The sequence below is a fragment of the Mesorhizobium sp. M0768 genome (assembly GCF_040320195.1).
Lineage (GTDB): Bacteria > Pseudomonadota > Alphaproteobacteria > Rhizobiales > Rhizobiaceae > Mesorhizobium.
In genome coordinates, this window is the sequence record NZ_JAMYPD010000019.1 from 18,657 (window position 1) to 40,393 (window position 21,737).

At 63.6% G+C, this 21,737-nt stretch carries 18 protein-coding genes; 7 read left to right on the forward strand and 11 right to left on the reverse strand.

The window, feature by feature from the left end:
• Positions 1-45: 45 nt before the first annotated feature.
• The 6 genes from atpD to NKI08_RS22175 all read right to left on the reverse strand — a co-directional run bounded on the left by atpD (position 46) and on the right by NKI08_RS22175 (position 7,615).
• On the reverse strand, positions 46-1,611 hold the full coding sequence (gene atpD / locus NKI08_RS22150; protein WP_352683656.1) for a F0F1 ATP synthase subunit beta: 1,566 nt from the start codon (positions 1,609-1,611) through the stop codon (positions 46-48).
• Between the two features lie 67 nt (positions 1,612-1,678).
• Positions 1,679-2,563, reverse strand: a complete 885-nt coding sequence (locus NKI08_RS22155; protein WP_352471280.1) for a F0F1 ATP synthase subunit gamma — start codon at positions 2,561-2,563, stop codon at positions 1,679-1,681.
• A gap of 28 nt (positions 2,564-2,591) precedes the next feature.
• On the reverse strand, positions 2,592-4,121 hold the full coding sequence (gene atpA / locus NKI08_RS22160) for a F0F1 ATP synthase subunit alpha (protein ID WP_352489181.1): 1,530 nt from the start codon (positions 4,119-4,121) through the stop codon (positions 2,592-2,594).
• Positions 4,121-4,681, reverse strand: a complete 561-nt coding sequence (locus NKI08_RS22165) for a F0F1 ATP synthase subunit delta (protein WP_352636906.1) — start codon at positions 4,679-4,681, stop codon at positions 4,121-4,123. Before NKI08_RS22165 ends, atpA begins: the two co-directional genes overlap by 1 nt.
• A gap of 246 nt (positions 4,682-4,927) precedes the next feature.
• A complete protein-coding gene (locus tag NKI08_RS22170) occupies positions 4,928-5,323 on the reverse strand; it encodes an AGROH133_08824 family phage infection protein (protein WP_352772110.1) in 396 nt (131 codons plus the stop codon).
• A gap of 108 nt (positions 5,324-5,431) precedes the next feature.
• On the reverse strand, positions 5,432-7,615 hold the full coding sequence (locus tag NKI08_RS22175) for a primosomal protein N' (RefSeq protein WP_352772112.1): 2,184 nt from the start codon (positions 7,613-7,615) through the stop codon (positions 5,432-5,434).
• Positions 7,616-7,705: 90 nt separating this feature from the next.
• Here NKI08_RS22175 and fsa point away from each other — a divergent pair, with 90 nt between their 5' ends.
• On the forward strand, positions 7,706-8,359 hold the full coding sequence (gene fsa / locus NKI08_RS22180) for a fructose-6-phosphate aldolase (protein WP_023719712.1): 654 nt from the start codon (positions 7,706-7,708) through the stop codon (positions 8,357-8,359).
• 70 nt (positions 8,360-8,429) lie between these two features.
• Here fsa and NKI08_RS22185 read toward each other — a convergent pair whose 3' ends face one another.
• Positions 8,430-9,011, reverse strand: a complete 582-nt coding sequence (locus NKI08_RS22185; RefSeq protein ID WP_352772114.1) for an LPS assembly lipoprotein LptE — start codon at positions 9,009-9,011, stop codon at positions 8,430-8,432.
• A complete protein-coding gene (leuS, locus tag NKI08_RS22190) occupies positions 8,998-11,622 on the reverse strand; it encodes a leucine--tRNA ligase (protein ID WP_352772116.1) in 2,625 nt (874 codons plus the stop codon). Before leuS ends, NKI08_RS22185 begins: the two co-directional genes overlap by 14 nt.
• Positions 11,623-11,768: 146 nt before the next feature.
• Here leuS and NKI08_RS22195 point away from each other — a divergent pair, with 146 nt between their 5' ends.
• Both NKI08_RS22195 and NKI08_RS22200 read left to right on the forward strand, forming a co-directional pair.
• Positions 11,769-12,431 carry a YggS family pyridoxal phosphate-dependent enzyme gene (locus NKI08_RS22195; RefSeq protein ID WP_352767527.1) on the forward strand — a complete coding sequence of 221 codons (663 nt, stop codon included), beginning with the start codon at positions 11,769-11,771 and terminating at the stop codon, positions 12,429-12,431.
• Between the two features lie 109 nt (positions 12,432-12,540).
• Complete coding sequence (locus NKI08_RS22200; RefSeq protein WP_352772119.1) at positions 12,541-13,590, forward strand: aldo/keto reductase; 1,050 nt, start codon at positions 12,541-12,543, stop codon at positions 13,588-13,590.
• A 60-nt stretch (positions 13,591-13,650) separates the two neighbouring features.
• On the opposite strand, the gene NKI08_RS22205 is transcribed toward NKI08_RS22200, so the two are convergent.
• Positions 13,651-14,559: a LysR family transcriptional regulator gene (locus tag NKI08_RS22205; protein ID WP_352772121.1), complete on the reverse strand. Its 909-nt coding sequence runs from the start codon at positions 14,557-14,559 to the stop codon at positions 13,651-13,653.
• A 139-nt stretch (positions 14,560-14,698) separates the two neighbouring features.
• Here NKI08_RS22205 and NKI08_RS22210 point away from each other — a divergent pair, with 139 nt between their 5' ends.
• Positions 14,699-15,880: an MFS transporter gene (locus NKI08_RS22210; RefSeq protein ID WP_352772222.1), complete on the forward strand. Its 1,182-nt coding sequence runs from the start codon at positions 14,699-14,701 to the stop codon at positions 15,878-15,880.
• A 55-nt stretch (positions 15,881-15,935) separates the two neighbouring features.
• Positions 15,936-16,970: an aldo/keto reductase gene (locus NKI08_RS22215; protein WP_352772123.1), complete on the forward strand. Its 1,035-nt coding sequence runs from the start codon at positions 15,936-15,938 to the stop codon at positions 16,968-16,970.
• A 45-nt stretch (positions 16,971-17,015) separates the two neighbouring features.
• On the opposite strand, the gene NKI08_RS22220 is transcribed toward NKI08_RS22215, so the two are convergent.
• Positions 17,016-17,288 (reverse strand): usg protein, encoded by a 273-nt coding sequence (locus NKI08_RS22220; RefSeq protein ID WP_023678111.1) that lies wholly within the window; start codon positions 17,286-17,288, stop codon positions 17,016-17,018.
• Positions 17,289-17,593: 305 nt separating this feature from the next.
• On the opposite strand from NKI08_RS22220, the gene acs reads away from it, so the two are divergent.
• Positions 17,594-19,549, forward strand: a complete 1,956-nt coding sequence (gene acs / locus NKI08_RS22225; RefSeq protein ID WP_352772125.1) for an acetate--CoA ligase — start codon at positions 17,594-17,596, stop codon at positions 19,547-19,549.
• Complete coding sequence (locus tag NKI08_RS22230; protein ID WP_352772127.1) at positions 19,549-20,292, forward strand: MOSC domain-containing protein; 744 nt, start codon at positions 19,549-19,551, stop codon at positions 20,290-20,292. Before acs ends, NKI08_RS22230 begins: the two co-directional genes overlap by 1 nt.
• On the opposite strand, the gene NKI08_RS22235 is transcribed toward NKI08_RS22230, so the two are convergent.
• Complete coding sequence (locus NKI08_RS22235; protein WP_352471295.1) at positions 20,293-21,561, reverse strand: class I SAM-dependent methyltransferase; 1,269 nt, start codon at positions 21,559-21,561, stop codon at positions 20,293-20,295.
• Positions 21,562-21,737: the final 176 nt, after the last annotated feature.

Sequence of the window (21,737 nt, forward strand, 5' to 3'; positions counted from 1 at the left end):
CTATCCGCTACTCCCCATTCACAATTCACTATCGACCATTCACCATCAGGCCGCTTCAGCGGCCAGGCGCTGTGCCTTCTCGACCGCTTCCTCGATGCCGCCGACCATGTAGAAGGCGGCCTCCGGCAGATGGTCGTAATCGCCGTTGCAAAGGCCCTTGAAGCCCTTGATGGTGTCGGCGAGGTCGACCAGCTTGCCCGGTGCGCCGGTGAACACTTCGGCGACGAAGAAGGGCTGCGACAGGAAGCGCTCGATCTTGCGGGCGCGGGCCACGGTCTGCTTATCCTCTTCCGACAGCTCGTCCATGCCCAGGATGGCGATGATGTCCTGCAGCGACTTGTAGCGCTGAAGGATCGACTGCACCTGGCGGGCGACCTGGTAATGCTCTTCGCCGACAACCATCGGGTCGAGCATGCGCGAGGTCGAATCGAGCGGATCGACCGCCGGATAGATGCCCTTTTCCGAAATCGCGCGGTTGAGCACGGTCGTCGCGTCGAGGTGGGCGAACGAGGTCGCCGGTGCAGGGTCGGTCAGGTCGTCGGCCGGCACATAGATCGCCTGCACCGAGGTGATCGAACCCTTGGTCGTCGTGGTGATACGCTCCTGCAGCGCACCCATGTCGGTGGCCAGCGTCGGCTGGTAGCCCACGGCCGAAGGAATGCGGCCGAGCAGCGCCGACACTTCCGAGCCCGCCTGCGTGAAACGGAAGATGTTGTCTACGAAGAACAGCACGTCCTGGCCCTGATCGCGGAAATATTCGGCAACCGTCAGCCCGGTCAGGCCGACGCGGGCGCGGGCGCCCGGCGGCTCGTTCATCTGGCCATAGACGAGCGCGGCCTTGGAGCCTTCGCCGCCGCCCTTCTTGTTGACGCCGGACTCGATGAACTCGTGATAGAGGTCGTTGCCTTCGCGGGTGCGCTCGCCGACGCCGGCGAACACCGAGAAGCCGCCATGCGCCTTGGCGACGTTGTTGATCAGTTCCTGGATCAGCACCGTCTTGCCGACGCCGGCGCCGCCGAACAGGCCGATCTTGCCGCCGCGGGCATAGGGGGCCAGCAGGTCGAGCACCTTGATGCCGGTGACCAGGATCTGCGCTTCCGTCGACTGCTCGACATAGGTCGGCGCCGGCTGGTGAATCGAGCGCATCTCGATGCCGTCGACCGGGCCTGCCTCGTCGACCGGCTCGCCGATGACGTTGATGATGCGGCCGAGCATGCCCGGGCCGACCGGCACGGTGATCGGAGCGCCGGTATCATAGACGTCCTGGCCGCGGACCAGACCTTCGGTCGAGTCCATGGCGATGCAGCGCACGGTGTTTTCGCCCAGATGCTGGGCCACCTCTAGCACCAGGCGATTGCCGACGTTGATCGTCTCAAGCGCGTTCAGGATCGCCGGCAGATGTTCGCCGAACTGGACGTCGACAACGGCGCCGATGACCTGGCGAACCTTGCCTGCCAGGCCGGTTTTCTTGATGGTGGCGGCCGGCGCATTCACAGCGGCGGCCTTGGTTGCTGCCGCCTTCTTGGCCGGAGCGGCCTTTGCTGCCGCCGGAGCCTTCGCTGGTGCCGCGGCCTTCGGGGCTACCGTCTTCGGGGTCGCTGCTTTCGCCATCGTTCTTACCCTTTTCGTCTCTTTGTTTCTCACACGCTTGAGGTCGATGACCTCCTTGTGGGCGTGCCTAGAGCGCCTCGGCGCCCGAAATGATTTCGATCAATTCCTTGGTGATCTGCGCCTGCCGCTGGCGGTTGTAGGTGATCGACAATTTGTTGATCATGTCGCCGGCGTTGCGCGTCGCATTGTCCATGGCGCTCATCTTGGCGCCCATCTCGCCGGCAGCATTCTCGAGCAGCGCGCGAAAAACCTGCACGGAAATGTTGCGCGGGATGAGATCGGAGAGGATCTCGCCCGGCTCCGGCTCGTATTCGTAGACGGCGCTGCCGCCATCCCTCACTTCCGCGCCAGCCGCAGGCGCGCCCGCCGGGATAATTTGCTGCGCCGTCGGGATCTGGCTGATCACCGACTTGAACTGCGAATAGAACAGCGTGCAGATATCGAAGCCGCCTTCGTTGAACAGGTGGATCACCTTCTTGGCGATGGCATCGGCATTGACGAAGCCCAGCGTCTTGACCTCGCGCAGGTCGACACGCTCGATGATCAGCGCCCCGTAGTCGCGGCGCAATATGTCGAACCCCTTCTTGCCGACGCAGATGATCTTGACCTGCTTGCCGTCTGCCAGAAGCTTACGGATGTGGTCGCGGGCAAAGCGGGCGATCTGCGAATTGAAGCCGCCGCACAGACCGCGTTCGGCCGTGCAGACGACAAGCAGATGCACGTCGTCCTTGCCGGTGCCGGTCATCAGCGCCGGGGCATCGCCGCCGCCGCCGATCGCCTGGGTGATGTTGGCCAGCACCGCGCCCATGCGCTCCGAATAGGGACGCGCCGCTTCCGCCGCTTCCTGCGCGCGACGCAGCTTCGCCGCGGCGACCATCTGCATCGCCTTGGTGATCTTCTGCGTCGCCTTGACCGAGGCGATACGGTTACGAAGGTCTTTTAACGAAGGCATGCTTCAAACCTGATCCCGTCCGTCCTGCTCAAGCAAAGGTCTTGGCGAAGGCGTCGATTTCTGCCTTCAGCCTGGCGCGCAGATCGTCGGACAGCGCCTTCTCCTTGCGGATGCCGTCGAGCACGTCCTTGCCGGCCGAGCGCATATGCGACAACAGGCCATGCTCGAACTTGCCGACCTGGTTGATCGCCAGCTTGTCGAGATAGCCGTTGACGCCGGCGAAGATCACCGCGACCTGCTCCTCGACTTTGAGCGGCGAGAATTGCGGCTGCTTCAACAGCTCGGTCAGACGCGAGCCGCGGTTGAGCAGGCGTTGCGTGGCGGCATCGAGGTCGGAGCCGAACTGCGCGAAAGCAGCCATTTCGCGGTACTGCGCGAGCTCGCCCTTGATTGACCCGGCAACCTGCTTCATCGCCTTGATCTGCGCCGAGGAGCCGACGCGCGACACCGACAGGCCGACATTGACCGCCGGGCGCACGCCCTGGAAGAACAGATTGGTTTCCAGGAAGATCTGGCCGTCGGTGATCGAGATGACGTTGGTCGGGATATAGGCCGAAACGTCGTTGGCCTGCGTTTCGATGATCGGCAGCGCCGTCAGAGACCCGCCGCCGTTTTCGTCGTTGAGCTTGGCAGCGCGCTCGAGCAGGCGCGAGTGCAGGTAGAAGACGTCGCCGGGATAGGCCTCGCGGCCCGGAGGACGGCGCAGCAGCAGCGACATCTGGCGATAGGCGACGGCCTGCTTCGACAGATCGTCGTAGCTGATCAGCGCGTGCATGCCGTTGTCGCGGAAATATTCGCCCATGGTGCAGGCGGTGAACGGCGCCAGGAACTGCATCGGCGCCGGATCGGAGGCGGTCGCGGCGATGATGATCGAATAGTCGAGTGCGCCGCGCTCTTCCAGGACCTTGACGAACTGCGCCACCGTCGAGCGCTTCTGGCCGACGGCGACATAGACGCAGTACAGCTTTTCCTTCTCAGGGCCGTTGTCGTGCACCGATTTCTGGTTGAGCATGGTGTCGAGGATGATCGCGGTCTTGCCGGTCTGGCGGTCGCCGATGACCAGCTCGCGCTGGCCGCGGCCGACCGGGATCAGCGCGTCGATGGCCTTGAGGCCGGTCGACATCGGCTCGTTCACCGATTTGCGCGGGATGATGCCGGGCGCTTTGACGTCGACGCGCTTGCGTTCGGTGGCCTGGATCGGGCCTTTGCCGTCAATCGGGTTGCCGAGCGCGTCGACGACGCGGCCGAGCAGGCCCATGCCGACGGGCGCATCGACGATGGCGCCGGTGCGCTTGACGGTGTCGCCTTCCTTGATGTCGCGGTCGGCGCCGAAGATGACAACGCCGACATTGTCGGCTTCGAGGTTAAGCGCCATGCCGCGGATGCCGCCGGGGAACTCGACCATCTCGCCGGCCTGGACATTGTCGAGGCCGTAGACGCGGGCGATACCGTCACCGACGGACAGCACCTGGCCGACTTCGGAGACCTCGGCCTCCTTGCCGAAATTCTTGATCTGGTCTTTCAGAATTGCGGAAATTTCCGCGGCGCGGATGTCCATCAGCCGACCTCTTTCAGTGCAAGCTTGAGCGAATTGAGTTTGGTTTTGAGCGACGTATCGATCTGGCGCGAGCCGATCTTGACCACCAGTCCGCCGAGCAGCGACGGATCGACGGTGACCGTGATCGCCACGTCCTTGCCGGCGACGCTTTTCAGCGCTGCTTTCAGCTCGGTTTCCTGGGCAGGCGTCAGCGCATGCGCCGAGGTGACCTCGGCAGCGGTCTCGCCACGGTGTTCGGCGGCGATCTGGCGGAACGCCTTGATCATGCCGGGCACGGCGAACAGCCGGCGATTCTGGGCAACGACGCGCAGGAAATTGCCGGTGAGGCCGGTGATCCCCGCTTTGTCGGCGATCGCGGCGATCGCCTTGGCCTGGTCCTCGCTGGAGAAGACCGGGCTCCTGATCAGCCGCGAAAGGTCAGCGCTGCCTTCGAGCATCGCTTCGAAACTGTTGAGGTCGGCCTCGACGCTGGCGACCGAATTGGTCTGCAGCGCGAGTTCGAACAGCGAACCCGCATAGCGTTCTGCGACACCTGAGATTGGCGATGACGATTGGGCCACGGACCGTCTTTTCTCTTGTCTGACAGGCCGCAGATTGTTGGCGCGAGCAAAAACTCTGGCTAAATCTTTGACCTTACTGCATTTTTCCAAGCACGGAGGCGCGGCTTCCGCTATCCCCGGTCGAAAGTCGATTGCCGTCTAGCACAGGCATTTTCAGACCGCAATGCGTCGTCCGGCATGGTTTTCAGGCACTATTGTCGCATCCGCCGGGCGAGTTCAGCAACCAACCCCGGATTGATCCCTGATTCAGGGCAAAAAGCCGAAGGCGAAGGCAAGCGGCAGCGCCGCCAGCACCAGCTCGACGAGGATGGATGCCCAGTTGAACGGCGTATTGGCGCCGTCCGACATCATCGATAGCAGCCGGCCGAAGGCGGTGAATAGCCAGGAGAAGCCGAGCGCCATGTAGAGCAGCGGCTGCGCCAGGAGGATGCAGCACAGGCTGAGGCCGAGATAGAACCCCGACATCCGGCCGCGCCCCTCGGCGATCGCCGCCGCCTTCTCCGGTCTGACCTGCAGCCGCAGGATGCGGAATGCCAGCTGTGGCGCCAGGAATAGCAATAGGCCGAGCAATAGGGTCGCGACCGCGCTCGACCACGCCAGCCACTCGCCCTGGCTCATCGGCCACGGAAACGCAAATTCCATCTTGTCCCCTCTTAAATGCATATTCAAAATTTCGGGCATTCTAGCGAAGCAAGAGACATACGCCAGATGGGCATCGGCAATTTGCGGAAGCCTGTCCTCTGAGCCCCTTCACAAAAAGCTCTGCGGGTCGATGTCGACCTGGACTCGCACCGAGCCCCTTATCTTCGGCCCCTCGGCCAGCATGGTGCGAATGAACCCTTGCATGTCGGCGCGCCGTTCGCCCTGGATCAGCAGGCGAAAGCGATGGCGGCCGCCGATCAATGACAGCGGCGCCTCGGCCGGGCCGAGCACGAACAGGTCGGTGGCTTGCGGCGCGGCGCGACGCAGGCCACGGGCGTGCGCTTCGGCTTCGGCCCGTGTCGCCGCGCTGACGATGACGCCGGCGAGCCTGCCGAAGGGCGGCAGCCCCGCCCGCTCACGCTCGGCGATCTCGCGCTCGTAGAAGGCCTCGGCATCGCCTGAGACGATCGCGCGCATCACCGGGTGGTCGGGTTGGAAGGTCTGCAGCAGGCCGAGGCTTTTCTTGCCGGTGCGGCCGGCGCGGCCGGTCACCTGGCTGAGTAGTTGGAAGGTGCGCTCGGCGGCGCGCGGGTCGCCATTGGCAAGGCCGAGATCGGCATCGACCACACCGACCAGCGTCATGTTGGGGAAGTTGTGGCCCTTGGCGACGAGTTGCGTGCCGATGACGATGTCGGCCTCGCCATTGGCGATGGCTTCAAGCTCGAGCCGCAGCCGCCGCACGCCGCCCATCAGGTCCGACGACAAGACGATGGTGCGGGCATCGGGGAAATGCGCGACGACCTCCTCGGCGATGCGCTCGACGCCTGGCCCGCAGGCGACCAGATGATCGAGCGTGCCGCATTCCGGACAGGCTTCGGGCCGGCGTTCATTGTGCCCGCAGTGGTGGCAGACGAGCTGGCCGCGAAAGCGGTGCTCGACCAGCCAGGCCGAGCAGACCGGACAGCCGAAGCGGTGGCCGCAGACCCGGCAGAGCGTCAGCGGCGCATAACCGCGCCGGTTGAGGAACAGCAGCGACTGTTCCTTTCTTTCCAGCGTCTGCCGTATATGGCCGAGCAGTACAGGCGACAGGAAGCCGCCGCGTGCAGGCGGCGCGCGGCGCATGTCGATCGTCTTGAGATCGGGAAGTGCCGCCTCGGCAAAGCGCGCCGAAAGCACCGCCCTGCTGTAGCGGCCCTGGCTGGCATTGACTCGGCTTTCGACCGACGGTGTCGCCGAGGCGAGCACGACCGGAAAGCCGCCGATATGGCTGCGCACCACGGCCATATCGCGCGCGTTGTAAAAGACGCGATCCTCCTGCTTGTAGGCGGGATCGTGCTCTTCGTCGACGACGATCAGTCCAAGCTCCCTGAACGGCAGGAACAGCGCCGAGCGCGCGCCGGCGACGACCCGCACGCCGCCTTCCGCTACCTGCCGCCAGACCTTTTCGCGCATCCTTGGCGGCAGATCCGAGTGCCATTCCGCCGGCTTGGCACCGAACCGCTCCTGGAAGCGTTCGAGAAAAGCGTGGGTCAGCGCAATTTCCGGCAGCAGGATCAGCACCTGCTTGCCGCGATCGAGCGCGGCCGCAACCGCCTCGAAATAGACCTCCGTCTTGCCGGATCCGGTTACACCATCGAGCAGGGTGACGCCGAATGTGCCGGTCGCGACGTTGGTGCGCAGCATCTCGGCTGCTTCGCTCTGGTCCGGCATCAGTGAAGGCACGGCGTAGCCGGGATCGGGTGCTGCGACCACCGGCCGCGGCGGGATCATCACCGTCTGGAATACGCCCTGCGCCCGCAGCCCGTCCACCACCGTCGACGACACGCCTGCCGCATGCGCCAGGCCGGATCGCGTCCAGGCAAGTCCGCCTTCGGCTGTCTCCAGCACGCGCATCCTCGCCTCCGTCATCCGGTCGGGCTTGGCGAAGGTGCGCTGCAGCCCTTCGATCCACGGCTCCGGATCGAACGCCTCCGGCGCCCTGAGCAGCATGCGCGCCACCATGCCGGGCGGCGACAGCGTGTACTGCGCCACCCAATCGACAAAACGCCGCATCGCGCGGTCGATCGGCGGGCAGTCGAAAACCTGCTCGATCGGCCGCAACTTCTTCGCGTCGACCATCTCGACGGCGCCGTCCCAGACGATGCCGGCGACCTGGCGGGGCCCAAGCGGAACGCGCACGATCGAGCCCGGCACCACGCGCATACCAGCCGGCACGGCATAGGTGTAGGGGCGCTCGGCGGGCATCGGCACCAGCACCGGTGCGGCCGCGACAAAGGGCGAATCTTCGATCATGAGGCGTGACCTTGCCCCGACTTTGGTCTAGATCAAAGTCCGACCCCGAATGTGCATGACGTGCACATGAAAAATCTTCAGGAGACCGCCATGAAATTTTTTGTCGACACCGCCGATGTCAAGGAAATCCGCGAGCTGAACGATTTGGGGCTGCTCGACGGCGTAACCACCAATCCGTCGCTGATCCTGAAATCCGGCGGCAAGATCGCCGACGTCACACGGGAGATCTGCGAGATCGTCAAGGGCCCGGTCTCGGCCGAAGTCGTCGCCACCGAATACAAGGACATGATGGCGGAGGCCAAGATCCTGGCCAGGATCGCCGACAATGTCTGCATCAAGGTGCCGCTGACGCTCGATGGCCTGAGAGCCTGCAAGGACATCCGGTCGGACGGCCGCATGGTCAACGTCACGCTGTGCTTCTCGGCCACCCAGGCGCTGCTCGCCGCCAAGGCCGGCGCTTCCTTCATCTCGCCGTTCGTCGGCCGCATCGACGACAGCGGCTGGGACGGCATGGAGCTGATTGCCGATATCCGCACCATCTACGACAATTATGACTTCCAGACCGAGATCCTGACCGCTTCGGTGCGTACCGTGAACCATGTCAAGCAGGCGGCGCTAATCGGTGCCGATGTCATCACCGCGCCACCGGCGACGCTCAAGGCACTGGTCAAGCACCCGCTGACCGACAAGGGCCTGGAGCAGTTCCTCGCCGACTGGGCAAAGACCGGGCAGAAGATCGGCTGAAGCGACTATCCTACGAACAAAAAAGGCCGAGCAATCGGCCTTTTTTGCAGATTGCGCACTCCGGAAAGACCTAGCTTGCCGCCGGCTTGCCGTGCTTGATCAGATCCTGGGCGATCGACAGCCGCAGCACATCTGCCAGCTCGCGCGCCGCACGGTTCTCGGCGTCGATCTGGGCCCGGTATGACGCGAATTCCTGGCGCGGCCTGTCGTATGACGACGGAATCGAGCGCTTGCCCCTAGCTATGACCGTGCCCGTCTTGGCATCGCTGAGCACATAGTTGGCGGTCAGCGTTACAGTGCCGGCGGTCGGCTCGTCCTCGTCGGTCGTGACCTGCTCGATTGCCGCCGATTCGACGAGTTCGGAGACGCCGAGATCAAGCGAATAGACCGGCGAAGCCGGCTCGCCGGCGCCCTGGCCGAGCGCGAAGATCAAATTGTTGCGGACCTGCTGGGCGTAGCGGGTCTTGACCGGCTTGACCGAGATCGATGCCAGCTCGGCAGCAGCGCCGACCTGCGAGCCGGCGACCAGCGGCGCGCTCGAATAGAGCGGCCGCACCGTGCAGGCGGAAACCAGCGCCACCGAGGCGAGCAGCCCGCAAAGCACGACACGGCGCAGCGTCAGCTCTGTCTTTCGCGGATCAGGCAACGACATTGACGATCCTCTGCGGCACGATGATCACCTTGCGCGGCGCCTTACCTTCGAGCGCTTTCTGCACGAAGTCGAGAGCCAGAACCGCTTTTTCGACCGCACCTTGGTCCGCGTCTCGGGCAATTGTCAAATCGCCGCGCTTCTTGCCGTTGACCTGGACCGGCAGCACGATCTCGGCGTCGACGACAAGCGAGGCATCGTAGTCCGGCCAGGGCCGTTCGGCGACAAGGTCGGTGCCGCCGAGCGTCTGCCAGCACTCCTCGGCCAGATGCGGCATGACCGGCGCGATCAGGTGCACCAGGATCTCGACGGCCTCACGGCAGGCCGCTTGCAGCGCCGGACCGGCCTTGCCCTCTGCCGCCTCGTTGAGCGGTACGGTCAAGGCATTGGCGAGCTCATAGATGCGGGCGATGGCGCGGTTGAAGGCGAGCTTTTCGATATCCTCGCCGACCGACTTCAAGATCTTGTGCGCGGCCTTGGACACTGTCCCGGCCTCGCCGTCCTTCGCCGCCTCTGGCCGGACTCCGGCGAGCGATTCGGCAGCCGTCGACACCAGGCGCCAGATGCGCTGGATGAAGCGATGCGCGCCGGCCGCACCCTCGTCGGTCCATTCGACATCGCGCTCGGGCGGCGAGTCGGACAGCATGAACCAGCGCGCCGTATCGGCGCCGTAGCCGTCGGTGATCTCTTCCGGACTCACCGTATTCTTCTTCGACTTCGACATTTTTTCGAGCGGACCGATCACCGCCTCTTCGCCGGTGGCGATTTCGAAGGCGCGGCGCTTGCCGTCGGCGTCTTCCAGCCTGACCTCGCTTGGCGCAAGCCAGCGGCCGTTCGAGGCGCCGCCAACCCGATAGGTCTCGTGCACCACCATGCCTTGCGTGAACAGGCCCCTGAACGGCTCGGCGAGATCGACATGGCCGGTCTCGCGCATGGCGCGGGTGAAAAAGCGCGAATAGAGCAAATGCAGGATCGCATGCTCAATACCGCCAATATACTGGTCAACCGGCAGCCATTCAGTCGCGGCCTCGGGATCGGTCGGATCATTTGCCCACGGCGCGGTGAAGCGAGCGAAATACCACGAAGAATCGACAAATGTGTCCATCGTGTCGGTTTCTCGCCGCGCATCCTTGCCGCAACGCGGGCATTTGACGCGCCGCCATGTCGGATGGCGATCGAGCGGATTGCCCGGCCGGTCGAACTCGATGTCGTCCGGCAGCTTGACCGGCAGGTCGGCTTTCGGCACCGGCACCACGCCGCAATCCTCGCAATGGATCATCGGGATCGGGCAGCCCCAATAGCGCTGGCGCGAAATGCCCCAGTCGCGCAGGCGGAAATTCACCTTGCGCTCTGCCATCGGCCGGTTGCCGATGGTCCTTTGTTCCAGCAGCTTCGCCACCTCGTCGAATGCCTGATCCGGCTTCATGCCGTCGAGGAAGCGCGAATTGATCATCGCGCCATCATCGACGTAAGCCTCGTCGATGACCTGGAAGCTTCCTTGATTCTCGCCTTCCGGCATCACCACCGGAATGACCGGAAGGCCGTATCTGTTGGCGAAGTCGAGGTCGCGCTGGTCATGTGCCGGGCAGCCGAAGATGGCGCCGGTGCCATAGTCCATCAGCACGAAATTGGCGACGTAGACGGGTAGCGTCCACCTCTCGTCGAACGGATGGACGACGCGAATGCCGGTATCGAAGCCCTTCTTCTCGGCCGTCTCCAATGCCGCCGCCGAAGTGCCCATATGGCGGACTTCGTCGATGAACTTTGCCAGTGCCGGATTGTCTTCGGCGGCCTTTTTGGCCAGCGGATGGTCGGCCGCAATCGCCATGAAGGACGCGCCGAAGATGGTGTCGGGCCTGGTCGTATAGACTTCGAGCTCATGCTCGCCGGCGATTGGCTTGGCCAGCGGCCAGCGGATCAGCAGCCCTTCTGAACGGCCGATCCAGTTCGCCTGCATCAGCTTCACTTTTTCCGGCCAGTCGTCGAGCTGATCGAGCGAATCCAGCAGATCCTGCGCATAATCGGTGATCTTGAAGAACCACTGCGTCAGCTCGCGCTGTTCCACCAGCGCGCCTGAGCGCCAGCCGCGTCCGTCGATGACCTGCTCGTTGGCAAGCACCGTCATGTCCTCCGGATCCCAGTTGACCTTGGAGGATTTGCGCGTCACCAGCCCCTTCTCGACGAAATCGAGGAACAGCATCTGCTGGCGGTGATAGTAGTCGACATCGCAGGTGGCGAACTCGCGCGCCCAATCGAGCGACAGGCCCATGACCTTGAGCTGCTCGCGCATGGCGGCAATGTTCTGATAGGTCCAGTCCTTGGGATGGACCTTGTTCTGCATCGCCGCGTTTTCGGCTGGCATGCCAAAGGCGTCCCAGCCCATCGGGTGCAGCACGTTGAAACCCTTGGCCCGCTTGTAGCGCGCCACCACGTCGCCCATCGTATAGTTGCGGGTATGGCCGATATGGATGCGCCCCGACGGATAGGGGAACATCTCCAGCACGTAGTATTTCGGGCGCGGGTCGTCATTGTCGGCTTCGAACAGCTTCTTGGCGTCCCAGGCCTTCTGCCATTTGGGCTCTGACGCGCGCGGATTGTATCGTTCGGTTGCCATCGGGTGTTTTTCACTTAAAAGCATGCGCGAGCCGCCGGACAATGCCCGGGCGGCTCAGGAAATGTCGTCGCGGTGTTCATCATGGATTGCCGGACCCGTCAACTGCGGCGATCCGGCGAAAAGCCAAACACAGGCAGGATATAGGCATGGCGAGCGCCGCCGAACAGCTTTTCACGGTCAAGGCAAGGATCGCTGCCGCCGAGCGCGAGGCAGGCCGTGAGGCCGGAGCGGTGACGCTGGTCGCGGTCTCGAAAACCTTCGACGCCGCCGATATCCGCCCCGTCATCGAGGCCGGCCAGCGCATCTTCGGCGAAAACCGCGTCCAGGAAGCACAAGCCAAATGGCCGGCACTGCGGACGGCGTTTCCCGATATCGAGCTGCATCTGATCGGTCCGCTGCAATCGAACAAGGCCAAGGAAGCGGTGGCATTGTTCGACGTCATCGAAACCATCGATCGTGAAAAGATCGCCGCAGAGCTGGCCAAGGAAATCGCCAGGCAGGGCAGGACGCCAAGGCTCTATGTCCAGGTCAACACCGGCTCCGAGCCGCAAAAGGCCGGCATCGAGCCGCGCGAGGCTGTCGCCTTCGTCGCCCGCTGCCGCTCGGTTCACGCCCTCGCCATCGAAGGGCTGATGTGCATTCCGCCGGCCGACGAGAACCCCGGTCCGCATTTCGCGCTGCTGGAAAAGCTTGGGCTCGAGGCCGGCGTCGACAAGCTCTCCATGGGCATGTCCGGCGACTACGAAACCGCGATCGCCTTCGGCGCGACCAGTGTCAGGGTTGGATCGGCGATTTTCGGCGCCAGATGAGGCGCAGCCGACCTTAGGCCACAGGCTGACATTGACTAAGCCAGCGTATAGAAACGGAACGTTTCGTTCCTATATCGGTCGAGTTATTCTCAACCCGTCTGGAGCCACCATGCGTTACAATCAACTTGGAAATACGGGGATGTTCGTCTCCGAACTTTGCCTCGGCACGATGACGTTCGGCGCGGCCGGCGAGAATGCCCAATGGGGCCTGATCGCCAGCCTCGACCAGAAGGGCGTCGACGAGATCGTTGCCCGCTCCCTCGCCGCCGGCGTCAATTTCTTCGACACGGCGGATGTCTATTCCTTCGGCGCCTCGGAACGGCTTCTCGGCCAGTCGCTCAGGAACCTTGGCGTCAACCGTCAGGACGTGATCATCGCCACCAAGGTTCACGGCGCCATGGGCGGCGGCCCGAACCAGCGCGGTTCCTCGCGCGGCCACATCATGGATTCGGTCGAGAGCAGCCTCGAGCGGCTACAGCTCGATCACATCGATCTCTACCAGCTGCACGGCACCGACACGGTGACGCCTATCGACGAAACGCTGCGGGCGCTCGACGACCTGGTTGCCGCCGGCAAGGTCCGCTATGTCGGCGTCTCGAACTGGCAGGCCTGGCGCATTGCCAAGGCGCTGGGTATTGCCGAGCGCAAAGGCTTTGCCCGCTTCGAGACCGTGCAGTCGTATTATTCGATCGCCGGCCGCGATCTCGAGCGCGAAATCGTGCCGCTGATCAACGAGGAGAAGCTCGGGCTGATGGTCTGGTCGCCGATGGCTGGCGGCCTGCTCTCCGGCAAATACGGACCGGGCGCCCCCGGCAATGGCGAGGGCCGTCGCGCCAGCTTCAATTTCCCGCCGGTCAATGAGGACCGTGCCTGGGCAGCGGTCGCCGTCATGCGCGAGATCGCCGTCAAGCACGGCGTCAGCGTCGCCACGGTGGCGCTCGGCTATGTCCTGGCCAAGCCATTCGTGATGAGCGTCATCATCGGCGCCAGCCGCATGGAGCAGCTGGAACAGAACCTTGCAGCCACCGAGTTGCAGCTCGATGCCGATGATCTTGTTCGCCTCGACGAAGTCAGTGCCCTGCCCGCCGAATACCCCGGCTGGATGCTGGAGCGTCAGGCGGCCGGCCGGCGGCCGGCGCCCTTTGTGCCGAAAAAGTAGTTCAATTTACCTTCGATTCGATGCTTTGGGAGCCGGCAGGCTCCCGATCTTTTTTTGGGCTCAAGTCAGCCGAACAGTCTCGACCAAAAAGTCCAAAAACGCCCGCACCCGCGCCGGCAGATACTTGCCTTGGCCGACATAGACGGCGTGGGTGAGTTCCTCGTCGCCGGGATTGAAATCTTCCAGCAGCGGCAGAAGCCGGCCGGCGGCAATGTCGGCCTCCACATGCCAGCGTGCCAGCCGGGCGATGCCCGCCCCCGAGAGCGCCATCAGCCGCATCGCCTCGCCGTCGCTGACTAGCGTATTTCCTATGATCGACAGGGTGATCGGCTTGCCGGCCGCGTCGATAAAAGGCCAGCCCTCGAGGTGACGAACGAAACGGAAGCCCATCCGGTTGTGACGATCGAGATGGGCGGGCGTCTTGGGCGTGCCACGCGCTTCGAGATACGATGGCGCCGCAACGACGACCACCCGGCTCTGCCCGAGCTTGCGCGCCACCAGCCGTGATTCGCCGAGCGGCCCGGCGCGGATGGCGACGTCAGCGCGCTCCTCCATCAGGTCGATGACATCGTCGGTCAACACCAGATCGACCGAGATTTCGGGGTAGCGCTCTAGGAAACGCGGCAAAAGCGGGATCAGCCGATGCTGCCCGAAAGGCACGTAGCTGTTGATCCGCAGCCGGCCACGCGGCGCGGCACCCGCCGCTGCCTCGCGCTCGGCCGCCGCCATGTCGGCAAGGACGCGCACGCCGCTGTCGAAGAACGCCGCCCCCTCCGGTGTCAGTTGCAGCTTGCGCGTCGAACGGCTGACCAGCCGCGCACCAAGCCGCGCCTCCAGCCGCGCGATCAGCTTGCTCACCGCCGACGGCGTCATCCGCAACGCGCGGGCAGCGGCTGAAAAGCTGCCCGCCTCGACGACGCGAACGAACACTTCGATCTCGCCGGAGCGATTGATGTCGGGCCTGGCCATTGGTGAATCTATTTCACAGACGATGTGCCCGATGCAAGGCTGGTTCACAGCACATCGCGGCACGATCTTCCGGATCGGGGCGTGGGAGGACACGGGGCGCCCGTCATCAAAACTGGTCGTCATCGAAGTGGGAACCGCCATGCCCCTTGCTCTTTACGCTCTTGCCGCCGGTGCCTTTGGCATCGGCGTCACCGAATTCGTCATCATGGGCCTGCTGCTCGACGTCAGCACCGATCTCGGCGTCTCGATCTCAGCTTCCGGCCAGCTGATTTCTGGCTATGCGCTGGGCGTCGTCATCGGCGCGCCGCTGCTGACGATCGCGACCGGCCGTTGGCCGCGCAAGACTGTGCTTCTGGCGCTGATGGCGATCTTCACGCTGGGCAACCTCGCTTGTGCGCTTGCCCCAGACTACTGGACGCTGATGGGTGCGCGCGTACTGACCGCCTTCGCCCACGGTACCTTCTTCGGCGTCGGCTCGGTCGTGGCGACCGGACTGGTGGCGCCCAACAAGAAAGCCTCGGCGATCGCCCTGATGTTCACCGGCCTGACCATCGCCAACATCCTCGGCGTGCCCTTCGGCACATGGCTCGGCCAAGCCTTCGGCTGGCGCGCGACCTTCTGGGCGGTGACCCTGGTCGGCATCGCCGCCTTTACCATCATTCTGCTGCTGGTGCCGCGCAGCCGAACAGAGCCTGAGAAGAGCAATTTGCGCGCCGATCTCGCCTTGCTCGGCCGCGCGCCGGTCCTGCTTGGCTTTGCCACCACCGTGCTTGGCTATGCCGGCGTCTTCGCCGTCTTCACCTACATCGCCCCGTTGCTGACCGAGATCACCGGTTTTGACGAGACAGCGGTGTCGCCGATCCTGCTGGTCTTCGGCGGCGGCCTCATCGCCGGCAACCTCGCCGGCGGCAAGTTCGCCGATCGCTGGCTGGTACCGTCCGTTCTCGGCAGTCTCGTCGTGCTGGCGCTGGTGCTCGGCACCATGACCTTCGCCCTGCACAGCCAGATCATGGCCGTTATCTATGTCGGCCTGCTCGGCGCCGCCGCCTTCGCCACCGTCGCGCCGCTACAGTTATGGGTGTTGCAGAAGGCGCAAGGCGCCGGCCAGAGCCTAGCTTCATCCTTCAACATCGCCGCCTTCAACCTCGGCAATGCGGCCGGCGCCTGGCTCGGCGGCGTGGTCATCGCCCATGGTCCCGGCCTCGGTGCCGTCACCTGGGTCGCGGCGCTGTTGCCACTTTCAGCGCTTGCCGTAGCGGCGTTTGCGCTGCGTCTCGACCGAGATCCTGTCCTCGCTACACCGGAAATCGCGCGGTCATAGAACGCAAACCTCAGCCAATCTTTGAAACAGCCATCCTTCCACAAGGAGCAAACCCATGGATTATCGAAATCTTGGCGCATCAGGCCTGAAGGTCCCGGTGCTCTCGTTCGGCGCTGGAACCTTCGGCGGTTCAGGCCCGCTGTTCGGTGCCTGGGGCAACAGCGATGCGGCGGAAGCACGGCGGCTGGTCGACATCTGCCTTGAGGCCGGCGTCAACCTGTTCGACACCGCCGATGTCTATTCGAATGGCGCTTCCGAACAAGTGCTCGGCGCTGCCATCAAGGGCCGCCGCGACGCCGTGCTGATCTCGACCAAGACCTCGCTGCCGATGGGCGACGGTCCCAACGATGCCGGCTCGTCACGTTCACGCCTGATCAAGGCCGTCGAAGACGCGCTGAAGCGTCTTGGCACCGATTACATCGACCTGCTGCAACTGCACGCCTTCGACGCCGCAACACCGATCGAGGAGGTGCTGTCGACGCTGGACAGTCTCGTGCGCGCCGGCAAACTGCGTTATGTCGGCGTCTCCAATTTTTCCGGCTGGCAAGTGATGAAATCGCTCGGCCTGGCGGATAGACATGGCTATCCCCGATACGTCGCCCATCAGGTCTATTACTCGCTGGTCGGACGCGATTATGAATGGGAGTTGATGCCGCTCGGCCTCGACCAGGGCGTCGGTGCGCTGGTGTGGAGCCCACTCGGCTGGGGCCGCCTGACCGGCAAGATCCGCCGTGGCCAGAAGCTGCCTGAGAAAAGCCGGCTGCACGACACGGCAAGCTTCGGACCGCCCGTCGAGGATGAGCATCTCTATCGGGTCGTCGACGCGCTTGATGTTGTCGCCGAGGAAACCGGCAAGACCATACCGCAGATCGCCATCAATTGGCTGCTGCAGCGGCCGACCGTCGCCTCCGTCATCATTGGCGCGCGCAACGAGAAGCAGTTGCGCCAGAATCTCGGCGCCGTCGGCTGGTCCTTGACAGCCGAGCAGATGAAGAAGCTCGACACGGCAAGTGAGGTCACCGCACCCTATCCGTATTTTCCCTATCGCCGGCAGGAGGGTTTTGCCCGGCTGAACCCGCCCGCAGTCTAACGCTCCAAAAGCTGGGCGGCGGCTCCCAGGCTGCCGCCCGCCCGGCTAATGCAGAACGAACTCGCCGTCGACCTTGCGCCATTCGTTCGGCGCGATCAGCTTCTGGTGCGTGTAGCTGACCGAATGCAGCGGGCCTTCGAGCTTGGCCTTCCAGAACTCGATGAAACGGATCAGCACGGGAAATTTCGGGGCGATGTCGTAATCCTGCCAGATGAAGCTCTGCAGCAGATGCGGATGATCTGGGAAGTGATAAAGAATCTTGGCCGTGGTCAAGCCATAGCCCTTGAGCATCAGGTCCATTTCTGAATGGTCGCGCATTGCGGTCCCCTGGTTGATTCTCCTTCCTCCCAGCCTGAAATTGTGCACCCCATTTGCTTATTCGTCTATTGATATTTCTACGATCAAATCAGATTCCTCCCGCAAAAACATGCGCTTAGCAGCCGCCTCACGAGAGTGCTGACACCGCCGGGCAAGGCACCTGCGGCATCCCGCCGCGCGAATCCAACGTCTAATGTTGCCGTCACCGCCGAACTGTTAATAATGCGCGCGAATTCGCGGCCGCATCGCCGCGATCCTGCCGGCGGTCAAGCCGGCGGTTTGGTTTTGGGGAGGAAGGCGAAGAAATGTCCGATGTTCATGTCCATCGCGTCCAGCCGGCGTGGAAGAAGAACGCGCTGATTGACAATGACGCCTACCTGAAATGGTACGCCGACAGCGTCAACAACCCGGACAAGTTCTGGGGCAAGCACGGCAAGCGCATCGACTGGTTCAAGCCCTACAGCAAGGTCAAGAACACGTCCTTCGACGGCAAGGTTTCGATCAAATGGTTCGAGGATGGCCAGACAAACGTTTCGTGGAACTGCATCGACCGGCATCTGAAGAAGCGCGGCGAACAGACCGCCATCATCTGGGAAGGCGACAATCCCTACGACGACAGGAAGATCACCTATAACGAACTTCACGCACATGTCTGCCGCCTCGCCAATGTGATGAAGAAGCACGGCGTCAAGAAGGGCGACCGCGTCACCATCTACATGCCGATGATCCCGGAGGCCGCTTATGCGATGCTCGCCTGCACGCGCATCGGCGCCATTCATTCGGTTGTCTTCGGCGGCTTTTCGCCGGATGCGCTGGCCGGACGCATCGACGACTGCAAGTCGAACTTCGTCATCACCGCCGACGAAGGCCTGCGCGGCGGCAAGACTATCCCGCTGAAGGAGAACACCGACAAGGCGATCGAGATCGCCGCCAAGGCCGGAACGAAAGTCGAAAAGGTCTTGGTCGTGCGCCGCACCGGCGGCAAGACCGGCTGGGCCGCCGGGCGCGACGTCTGGTACCATGACGAGGTCGCCACGGTTAAGGCCGAATGCAAGCCCGAGAAGATGAACGCCGAGGACCCGCTGTTCATCCTCTACACATCCGGCTCGACCGGCAAGCCGAAGGGCGTGCTGCATACCACCGCCGGCTATCTCGTCTATGTCTCGATGACACACCAATATGTCTTCGACTATCATGAGGGCGATATCTACTGGTGCACCGCCGATGTCGGCTGGGTCACCGGCCACAGCTATATCGTCTATGGGCCGCTCGCCAACGGCGCCACCACGCTGATGTTCGAAGGCGTGCCGAACTACCCATCGCAGTCGCGTTTCTGGGACGTGATCGACAAGCACAAGGTCAACATCTTCTACACCGCGCCGACGGCGCTGCGCGCGCTGATGGGCGCCGGCGATGCCCATGTCACCAAAACGTCGCGCAAGTCGCTGCGCGTGCTCGGCACCGTCGGCGAGCCGATCAATCCGGAAGCCTGGGAGTGGTATTTCAACGTCGTCGGCAACGGCAAGGTGCCGATCGTCGACACCTGGTGGCAGACCGAGACCGGCGGCATCATGATCACGCCGGTTCCGGGCGCCACCCACCTCAAGGCGGGTTCGGCGACGCGGCCCTTCTTTGGCGTCAAGCCGCAGCTGGTCGACGCCGACGGCAAGGTACTGGAAGGCGAAGCCAGCGGCAATCTTTGCATTGCCGACTCATGGCCGGGCCAGATGCGCACCGTCTATGGCGATCACGACCGCTTCGTGCAGACCTATTTCTCGACCTACAAGGGCAGGTACTTCACCGGCGACGGCTGCCGCCGCGATGCTGACGGCTACTACTGGATCACCGGCCGCGTCGATGACGTCATCAACGTCTCCGGCCACCGGATGGGCACCGCCGAGGTCGAATCGGCGCTGGTTTCGCATGAGAAGGTCTCGGAGGCCGCCGTCGTCGGCTACCCGCACGATATCAAGGGCCAGGGCATCTACTGCTATGTCACGCTGATGGCCGGCGAGACGCCAAGCGAGGAATTGCGCCAGGAGCTCGTCGCCCATGTCCGCAAGGAGATCGGCGCCATCGCTTCGCCCGACAAGATCCAGTTCGCGCCCGGCCTGCCGAAGACCCGTTCCGGCAAGATCATGCGGCGCATCCTGCGCAAGATCGCCGAGGATGATTTTGCCGCGCTCGGCGACACCTCGACGCTCGCCGACCCGGCAGTCGTCGACGACCTGATCGCCAACCGGCAAAACAAGAAGGGCTGATGCAACCCGCATTGGGCGCCGTCACCGAGCTTTGGCGCTATCCCGCGAGCTCGCTCGCCGGCGAGTTTCAGGAGGCGATCTCCGTCGACTGGCATACCGTCGAAGGCGACCGCCTGTTTGGTCTTGTCGATACCTCGACCGATGAAATCGCGCGGCCCGACCGCGAAGCGAAATGGCACAAGGTGCCCCGCATCCGCACCCGGCTGTCGCAGGCCGGCAGGCTGGAGGTCGCCATCCCCGACGGACGCTGGCTTTCGGCACCTGGCGCGCAAAGTGATCGCGCGGTTTCCGCGTATCTCGGCTTTGCGGCTTCCATCCGGCCGTTCCGCCGGGAAAACGCGGCTCCGGATTACCTCGGCCCCCTGCTGACGGAACGCTACGTCAAAACCCCTATTCATCTGCTGACCACCGCCTCACTGGCGCGTTTGAAAGTGCTGCATCCAGAGGGCACCGCCGACGCGCGCCGCTTCCGCCCCAACATCGTCGTCGATATGCCAGAGGTCGAGGGGTCGTTTCCCGAGACGGAATGGATCGGGTGCAAGCTGGCCATCGGCGACCTGCTCCTGACCATCTCCGAGCCGTGCCGCCGCTGCGGCTTCACCATCATTGGCCAGAACGGGTTCGACCACGACCCGGCAATCCTGCGCAGCCTGGTCCGCCACAACGCCCATAACCTCGGCGTCTACTGCACCGTCGACCGACCGGCCCGCGTCGAGATCGGCGCCACGATGCGCCTCCTGTAGCTATCGATACAAATCCGCCCGCGTCGGCGGCAGGCCGCTCGGGCCGCGCGCGCGCCTAGTGACAACGGTCTGGAAGATCTGCGCCGAGGCGCGTTCGAAGGTGATCGAGCAACCGGTCAGATAAAGCAGCCAGAGCCGCGCCTTGGCTTCGCCGACCTCGGCGATGGCTTCGTCGAAGCGTGCGTGGAGACGCTCTGCCCATAGCCTGCAGGTGCGCGCATAGTGCTCGCGCAAGTTTTCGACGTCGTAGACGAGGAAGCCGTGCGCCTCGAGATTGCCGAGCGTCATGCCGATCGTATCGAGTTCGCCGCCCGGAAAAATGTATTTGATCAGCGCCTTGAATTCCGGCCCCTTGCGCAGCGTCTTCTTCAAGCTGCCCTTGTCGCGCCGGGTGATGGCGTGGTGCAGATAGATGCCGCCGGGCTTGAGCAGGCGATGGATCCTCGAGAAATAGGCCGCATGGTTGGCAAGCCCCAGATGCTCGAACATGCCGATCGAGGAGATCTTGTCGAAGGAGCCGGACAGCTCGGCATAGGACTTGATCTCGATGGTGATGCGGTCCTCCAGCCCGGCGGCGCGGATGCGTTCACGGGCGAGTTCGGTCTGTGCTTCCGATAGCGAAACGCCGTGGCCGACGACGCCATAATTCTTCACCGCATGGATGAGCATCGCTCCCCAGCCGCAGCCGATGTCGAGCAATCTGTCGCCGGGCTTCAGGCGAAGCTTGCGGCAGATATGGTCGAGCTTGTCTCTCTGGGCCTGATCGATATCGTTGGCGAAATCCTTGAAGTAGCCGCAACTATAGACCATGCGCTCGTCGAGGAAGAGCCGGTAGAATGCGTTGGAAATGTCGTAATGATGCTGGATCGCCTCCTTGCTCGAACCGCTGACGAAAGGATTGCGGCCGGAAAGATCGGTTCGCGTCGTCATCTGTTTTCGCGAAAACAGCACCGCCGGCAGGTCGCGCAGGATCGCCAGCTTCGGCAATGTCTTGAGCTTCGTCCTGAGCTTGCCGTGCGTGGGCAAGGCGTAGAAATCGAACAGCGATCCGTCTTCGACGTCGACCGCCTTGGCAATCCACATCTCGATCAGCGTCGATAAAGAGGGCCGACGTACGATCTGCCAGACGATGTCCTGGTCGTTGATAGTGAGCACCGGGCCGGTAGCCGGGCCGATCCGCTCGCCTGTCCACAGCCTCACCGCGAAACCCGGCTTCAGCGTCTCGATGACCGTCCGAACAATCCGGGCCGCTCTCTCGGCTGCCTCCATCCCCGTCCTCCCTTACCCGGCAAATAACGGCCCGGAACAATCGCGGCTCGATCTTGCCTGCCCGATCGGCCGGCCGCAAGCCGCCCGAGTGCACAAGCACGCTTGTTCAGGATTTTCGAGTGCCGCGCCTTGCCATTTGCCGGATGACACCCCATCATGGGGAAGTGTTCAACAAA

Excerpts from the sequence above, each read along its gene's own strand:
- atpD (WP_352683656.1), bottom strand. The coding sequence starts at position 1,611 with ATGGCGAAAGCAGCGACCCCGAAGACGGTAGCCCCGAAGGCCGCGGCA.
- NKI08_RS22155 (WP_352471280.1), bottom strand. The coding sequence starts at position 2,563 with ATGCCTTCGTTAAAAGACCTTCGTAACCGTATCGCCTCGGTCAAGGCG.
- atpA (WP_352489181.1), bottom strand. The coding sequence starts at position 4,121 with ATGGACATCCGCGCCGCGGAAATTTCCGCAATTCTGAAAGACCAGATC.
- NKI08_RS22170 (WP_352772110.1), bottom strand. The coding sequence starts at position 5,323 with ATGGAATTTGCGTTTCCGTGGCCGATGAGCCAGGGCGAGTGGCTGGCG.
- NKI08_RS22175 (WP_352772112.1), bottom strand. The coding sequence starts at position 7,615 with ATGATCGAAGATTCGCCCTTTGTCGCGGCCGCACCGGTGCTGGTGCCG.
- fsa (WP_023719712.1), top strand. The coding sequence starts at position 7,706 with ATGAAATTTTTTGTCGACACCGCCGATGTCAAGGAAATCCGCGAGCTG.
- NKI08_RS22185 (WP_352772114.1), bottom strand. The coding sequence starts at position 9,011 with ATGTCGTTGCCTGATCCGCGAAAGACAGAGCTGACGCTGCGCCGTGTC.
- leuS (WP_352772116.1), bottom strand. The coding sequence starts at position 11,622 with ATGGCAACCGAACGATACAATCCGCGCGCGTCAGAGCCCAAATGGCAG.
- NKI08_RS22195 (WP_352767527.1), top strand. The coding sequence starts at position 11,769 with ATGGCGAGCGCCGCCGAACAGCTTTTCACGGTCAAGGCAAGGATCGCT.
- NKI08_RS22200 (WP_352772119.1), top strand. The coding sequence starts at position 12,541 with ATGCGTTACAATCAACTTGGAAATACGGGGATGTTCGTCTCCGAACTT.
- NKI08_RS22205 (WP_352772121.1), bottom strand. The coding sequence starts at position 14,559 with ATGGCCAGGCCCGACATCAATCGCTCCGGCGAGATCGAAGTGTTCGTT.
- NKI08_RS22210 (WP_352772222.1), top strand. The coding sequence starts at position 14,699 with ATGCCCCTTGCTCTTTACGCTCTTGCCGCCGGTGCCTTTGGCATCGGC.
- NKI08_RS22215 (WP_352772123.1), top strand. The coding sequence starts at position 15,936 with ATGGATTATCGAAATCTTGGCGCATCAGGCCTGAAGGTCCCGGTGCTC.
- NKI08_RS22220 (WP_023678111.1), bottom strand. The coding sequence starts at position 17,288 with ATGCGCGACCATTCAGAAATGGACCTGATGCTCAAGGGCTATGGCTTG.
- acs (WP_352772125.1), top strand. The coding sequence starts at position 17,594 with ATGTCCGATGTTCATGTCCATCGCGTCCAGCCGGCGTGGAAGAAGAAC.
- NKI08_RS22230 (WP_352772127.1), top strand. The coding sequence starts at position 19,549 with ATGCAACCCGCATTGGGCGCCGTCACCGAGCTTTGGCGCTATCCCGCG.
- NKI08_RS22235 (WP_352471295.1), bottom strand. The coding sequence starts at position 21,561 with ATGGAGGCAGCCGAGAGAGCGGCCCGGATTGTTCGGACGGTCATCGAG.